This window comes from Nocardiopsis synnemataformans, from assembly GCF_965343085.1.
Classification (GTDB): domain Bacteria; phylum Actinomycetota; class Actinomycetes; order Streptosporangiales; family Streptosporangiaceae; genus Nocardiopsis; species Nocardiopsis alborubida.
Genome location: NZ_CBDRFA010000092.1, coordinates 25,009 through 31,008, shown reverse-complemented (window position 1 = coordinate 31,008; position 6,000 = coordinate 25,009). Strand labels below are relative to the sequence as shown.

General features: G+C 70.4%; 5 protein-coding genes and 1 pseudogene. 2 read left to right on the top strand and 4 right to left on the bottom strand.

The window, feature by feature from the left end; translation table 11 throughout:
• Positions 1–206: pseudogene (locus ACSIH6_RS34675) on the top strand (DDE-type integrase/transposase/recombinase); the annotation flags it as partial.
• 52 nt (positions 207–258) lie between these two features.
• Here ACSIH6_RS34675 and ACSIH6_RS34670 read toward each other — a convergent pair.
• From ACSIH6_RS34670 to ACSIH6_RS34655, 4 genes are all read right to left on the bottom strand, one after another.
• Complete coding sequence (locus ACSIH6_RS34670; protein ID WP_435112554.1) at positions 259–486, bottom strand: MmcQ/YjbR family DNA-binding protein; 228 nt, start codon at positions 484–486, stop codon at positions 259–261.
• Positions 487–494: 8 nt separating this feature from the next.
• A complete protein-coding gene (locus ACSIH6_RS34665; protein ID WP_435112553.1) occupies positions 495–866 on the bottom strand; it encodes an MmcQ/YjbR family DNA-binding protein in 372 nt (123 codons plus the stop codon).
• A gap of 454 nt (positions 867–1,320) precedes the next feature.
• On the bottom strand, positions 1,321–2,580 hold the full coding sequence (locus tag ACSIH6_RS34660) for an arginine deiminase (RefSeq protein WP_435112552.1): 1,260 nt from the start codon (positions 2,578–2,580) through the stop codon (positions 1,321–1,323).
• Between the two features lie 50 nt (positions 2,581–2,630).
• Positions 2,631–4,079, bottom strand: a complete 1,449-nt coding sequence (locus ACSIH6_RS34655) for a basic amino acid/polyamine antiporter (protein ID WP_435112551.1) — start codon at positions 4,077–4,079, stop codon at positions 2,631–2,633.
• A 377-nt stretch (positions 4,080–4,456) separates the two neighbouring features.
• On the opposite strand from ACSIH6_RS34655, the gene dop reads away from it, so the two are divergent.
• Positions 4,457–5,974 (top strand): depupylase/deamidase Dop, encoded by a 1,518-nt coding sequence (gene dop, locus ACSIH6_RS34650; RefSeq protein WP_435112550.1) that lies wholly within the window; start codon positions 4,457–4,459, stop codon positions 5,972–5,974.
• Positions 5,975–6,000: the final 26 nt, after the last annotated feature.

The window sequence follows — 6,000 nt, the reverse complement described above, 5'->3', positions numbered from 1 at the left end:
AAGTGAACCGCCGACATCACCTACGTACCCACGGGTGGCTCTACCTCGCGGTGGTCATGGACCTGTTCTCCCGCCGCATCGTCGGGTGGGCGATGGCCCAGCACATGCGTGCTGAGCTGGTCTGCGACGCGCTGGCCATGGCGGTGACCGCCCGCCGTCCCGGCCCGGGCCTGGTCCACCACTCCGACAAGGGCTCGCAGCACTGTCTCAGGCCGCGTAAAACCCCAGCTCACAGGTGTCTACCGAACCAAAGCAACTTCAGGGGTACCGGCGTCGTAGGGAGCGGCCGTGGTCGGGTTCGACCTTGACGGTGATGATGCGTTCGTCGGGATCGTCGGTGACGATCAGGAAGACCTTGCCCGCCACCTTGTACACGTCCAGCTTGTCGACGAAGGGCCGCCCGTGGTCGGCTCCGGGCAGGTCGCGCGCCGTGCTGCGCGCCGTGCTGCGCGCCGTCCGTTGGAGCTGTTCTCCAGTGATGCCCATAGCCGCTCCTAACCCCGGGCGCCGACGGGGCGGCTGGAGCGGGGCAGATTGTCCACCACAAGCCGGTAGGACTCGGCCACCAGTTCCCGGATCAGCTTCTTGTCGATCGAGTCGCCGGGCGAGAGGGTGATCCAGTGTCTCTTGTTCATGTGGTAGCCCGGTGTGATGTCGGCGTGGGACGTGCGCAGGGCTTCGGCCTCACCGGGGTCGGACTTGAGGATCACGACCGGCTTGCCGGGGACCTCGGTCATCAGCATGAACACCTTGCCCCGGACCTTGAAGACCTCCCAGTCGGGTCCGAAGGGGTGCTCCAACCCCGCCTCCGCCAAAGACTCGGCGTGTTCCTGGGCGGTGTCCTGCAGGGTCTCGCCGTCCATCATCGCTCCTTCTCCTCAGGCACTGCGGCCGCGGCCGTGCGATGTCAGCGCTCCGTCGCTCCCTTCGTCTCCTACCCGGTTCGACCGACTCACACAGGTCGCTGAACCGTGTGGACACAAGCCGATCGGCGACGCACCACGACCACGTGGCGGTCGGCAACCGGAAGGAAGCTGGCTCGACCGTCCGCGACGTTCTTCCCTCGGGGCGGACGCTGCCGTCGCACATGCGCCACCGGCACAGGCCGTGGTCGCGTGCGATGATCCGGGCGCGCAGGCTCGGCCGGGTCTGCCTCGGCCACGTCGAGGAGGCGAAAGCGCGGGGAGGGGGTCTTTCGGCCTCCACCTGTCGTGGCGGCCGCACGCCCGCCGGCACGGGCGCTGTTCAGCGGGGTGCGGGCGTGGACACGCCGTGGGGTCGGCGCCCGGCCGGCGCCACGGCCGTGGCGCCGAAGGCGGCTCACAGGTCCACGGGGTCGCGGACGAGGGGGCAGGTCATGCAGTGCCCGCCACCGCGCCCACGGCCCAGTTCGGCGCCGACGATGGGAATGACCTCGACACCAGCTTGGCGCAGCAGGGCGTTGGTCTGCGTGTTGCGGTCGTAGGTGACGACCACGCCTGGCTCCAGGGCGACGGCGTTGTTGGCGCTGTCCCACTGCTGCCGCTCCGAGGCGTAGGCGTCGCCGCCGGTCTCGATGACCCGCAGCTCCCGCAGGCCCAGGGCCTGCGCCACCACGTCCGTGAACGCGCGGTCCCCCTCGTCGGCGACCTCGATGCCCGGGGCGCGGTCGCTCGGCCACAGGGACAGCGTGTGGACGGCGTCCATGATGCGCGGATAGAGGGTGACGGCGTCGCGGTCGACGAAGGTCAGGACGGTGTCGAGGTGCATCGCGGACCTCAGCTTGGGCATGCCCGCGACGATCACCCGCTCAGCCGCGCCGTTCTCGAACAGCGCCGCCGCCACCTGGGTGATCGCCTGCCGTGAGGTGCGCTCGCTCATGCCCATGAGCACGACTCCGTTGCCGACCGGCATGACGTCGCCGCCCTCCAGGGTCGCCCGTCCCCAGTCCTGTTCGGCCTCTCCCCACCACACGGTGTCCCCGGCGAAGTCGGGGTGGAACCGGTAGACGGTCCGCATGAGCAGGGTCTCGTCGTGGCGGGCGGGCCAGTACAGCGGGTTGAGCGTCACCCCGCCGTACAGCCAACAGGTCGTGTCCCGTGTGTAGAGGGTGTTCGGCAGGGGAGGCATGAGGTACTCGCGGGCACCCGTCGACTCGCGGGCGAGCGCGAGGTAGCCGGACCGGAACTCCTCCGGCAGGTCGGTGGAGGCCAGACCGCCGATCAGGAACTCGGCGAGGTGCCGGGGGCCGAGCGTCTCCAGGAACGCGCGCGTGTCGTCCATCAGTCCGGTGCCGACCTGGTTGGCGGTGATCTTGTGGTCCAGGAGCCAGGAGCGGGCGCCCGGCACCGCCATGGTCTCGGCGAGGAGGCCGTGCAGTTCGACGACCTCGACGCCCCGGGAGCGCAACACGTCCGTGAACCCGGCGTGGTGGCGCTGGGCGCTGTCCACCCACATCACGTCGTCGAAGAGCAGGTCGTCGGCGTTGGTCGGGGTGAGGCGGCGGTGGGCGAGCCCGGGGGCGCAGACCAGGACCTTGCGTAGTCTGCCGACCTCGGAGTGGACGCCGTGCGCGGTCGCGGTCGTGGTGGTGTCGGCCATTGAGATTCCCCCTGGTGAGTCGTTTCCGGTGACGTGGCGCGGCCGGCGGGTCACAGACTGATCCAGCCGGCCGCCAGGGCGGTCACACCGGCCGCGGCCCCGACGACGGAGAGGACGCACACGGCGAGTTCGCCCGGGGAGAAGAGCCGTCTGCGCTGCTCCCTCCGGGCCTTGACGAACAGCAGCGTGGCCGGCGCGTAGACGATGAGGGACACCAGCAGGTACTTCAGCCCGGCCGCGTACAGCAGGAACACCGTGTAGACCGTGGCGAGCACCGCGACCACCAGGCCCAGGCGGACGGGGCTCCCGCCGCGGACGGCCTCCGGGTCGGCCCCCGCCGCGACCCTGACCGCGAACACCGCCGCGAGCAGGAAGGGGATCAGGGTGAGCGAGCTGGTCAGGTTGAGGGCGAAGTCGAACGCGTCGTCGGAGAACAGGGTGACGACCAGGACGACCTGGGATAGGGACGTGGTCATCAGCAGGGCGGGGACCGGGACGTCGGAGGCGCTGGAACGGCGCAGGAAGCGCGGCATGTCGTCGTCCTTGGCCGCGACGAACAGCACCTCGGCCGCCATCAGGGTCCAGGCCAGGTAGGCGCCGAGCACCGAGACGACCAGGCCGACGCTGACGAACGCCACGCCCCAGGGGCCGACCGCGTGCTCCAGGACACCGGCCATCGAGGGCTGGCGCAGCTCGGCGATCTCGCTCATCGGCATGATGCCGTACGACACGACGGTGACCGAGGCGAAGACGGCGAAGACGCTGAGGAAGCCCAGGACGGTCGCGCGGCCCACGTCCTCGCGCCGTCTGGCGTGGCGGGAGTAGACGCTGGCGCCCTCGACTCCCAGGAACACGAACACCGTCACCAGCATGGTCCCCCGGACCTGTTCGAACAGCGAACCGGTGTGTCCGGCGCCGCCGAGGTTCTCCGCGAAGACCCCCGGGTCGAAGTAGAACAGCGCCAGGAGGACGAAGACGAGGATGGGGACGATCTTGGCGACCGTCACGATCCGGTTGATCGAGGCGGCCTCCTTGATCCCGCGTCGCACGAGGAGGAAGAACGCCCACAGGCCGACCGAGGACAGTGCCACCGCCAGGACCGTGTCACCGTCGCCCAGGGGCGGTGCGAGGGCTCCGACCGTCGACATGATCAGCACCCAGTAGGTCACGTTGCCGACGCAGGCGCTGGCCCAGTAGCCGAACGCCGAGAAGAAGCCGAGGTACTCGCCGAAGCCCGCCTTGGCGTAGGCGTAGACGCCGGCGTCCAGGTCGGGGCGGCGCACGGCCAGCATCTGGAAGACGAAGGCGAGCATCAGCATGCCGGTACCGGCGATCAACCAGGCGATCAGCGCGCCGACGACCCCGGTCTCCCCGGCGAACCTCGCGGGCAGCGAGAAGACGCCGGCCCCCACCATCGAACCGACGACCATCGCGGTCATGGTCAGGAGGCTCAGTTTGGCGGCGACCGGTGTGGTCCCGGTCTGCCCGTTCCCGGTCATGGTGTCCGCCTCCGCGGTCGTCCGTGGCCCCGTCCCATGGCACGGTCTCCCTGAGAGTGTTGTCATGGTTGCCTGGAGTGACAATCTATGTTCGGGGCGAACGCTTCCGAAGCCCTCGTGGGAGGTCGGCGTGTTCTGCGGCCCGGCCCGCCCGGCCGGGGCGACGCACCCCGCGAAGGTCCCGGTGCCGTTCGGGGAGGGGTGTGCGTCCCCGGCGTTCTTCGCCGTGCTTCCAGGGAGCCGTCGAAGCCGCCGTGCGCCGCGACCTGCGAGGGGGCGGCGCGCCACCGTCCCGCGCAACGCCGCAGAACACGGCACTTGGGCCACAATTGGCGCGGAAGCGTTCAAGACCGCGCCCCGGTGGATAACCTCTCACCATGAGTGTGCGGCGGATTATGGGTATCGAGACCGAGTACGGGATCTCCGTACCAGGCAACCCCGGGGCCAACGCGATGGTCACCTCCACCCAGGTGGTCAACGCCTATCTGGCCGCCTCGGCGGCCCGGGCGCGGCGTGCCCGCTGGGACTTCGAGGAGGAGAACCCGCTGCGCGACGCGCGCGGCTTCGACCTGGCACGTGAGGTCGCCGATCCCACGCAGCTCACCGACGAGGACCTGGGCCTGGCCAACGTCATCCTCACCAACGGCGCCCGCCTGTACGTGGACCACGCCCACCCCGAGTACTCGGCGCCCGAGGTCACCAACCCGCGCGACGCGGTGCTGTGGGACAAGGCGGGGGAGCGGGTGATGGCCGACGCCGCCGCGCGGGCGGGGGCCACCCCGGGCATCGAGCCGATCCAGCTGTACAAGAACAACACCGACAACAAGGGCGCCTCCTACGGCTGCCACGAGAACTACCTGATGCACCGGTCGACGCCGTTCGGCGACATCGTCCGGCACCTGATCCCCTTCTTCGTCTCCCGCCAGGTGGTGTGCGGGGCGGGCAAGGTCGGCATCGGCTCCGACGGGCAGGGCAGCGGGTTCCAGATCTCCCAGCGGGCCGACTTCTTCGAGGTCGAGGTGGGGCTGGAGACCACCCTCAAGCGCCCCATCATCAACACCAGGGACGAGCCGCACGCCGACCCCGACCAGTACCGGCGGCTGCACGTCATCATCGGCGACGCCAACATGAGTGAGGTCTCCACCTACCTCAAGCTGGGGACGACGGCGCTGGTGCTGTCGATGATCGAGGACGGGTTCCTGAGCGTGGACCTGTCCCTGGAGACCCCGGTGGCCGACCTGCGGGAGGTCTCGCACGACCCCGGCCTCACCCACCGGGTGCGGCTGCGCGACGGGCGGCGGATGACCGCGCTGGAGCTCCAGCGCGAGTACCTGGACCAGGCCCGAAAGTACGTGGAGGACCGCTTCGGCACCGACGTGGACCCCGACACCGCCGACGTCCTGGACCGCTGGGAGTCGGTGCTCAACCGGCTGGGCGCCGACCCGATGAGCCTGGCCGACGAGCTGGACTGGGTGGCCAAGCTCAAGGTGCTGGAGGGCTACCGCTCCCGGGACTCCCTGGAGTGGTCGCACCCGCGCCTGCAACTGGTGGACCTCCAGTACTCCGACGTGCGGGCGGACAAGGGCATCTACAACCGGCTGGTGGCGCGCGGCCGGATGAAGCGCCTGCTGGAGGAGCCGCAGGTGGACCGGGCGGTCACCGAGCCGCCCGAGGACACGCGCGCCTACTTCCGCGGGCGCTGCCTGGCCAAGTACGCCGACGAGGTGGCCGCCGCCTCCTGGGACTCGGTGATCTTCGACCTGCCGGGCTACGACTCGCTCCAGCGGGTGCCGACCCTGGAGCCGCGCCGGGGCACCAGGGAGCACGTGGGAGCGCTGCTGGACGCCTCCCCGACCGCGGCCGACCTGGTGGCGGTGCTCACCGGGGGCCGCTGACCCGGCGGGCGGCGGGGCCCGGCGGC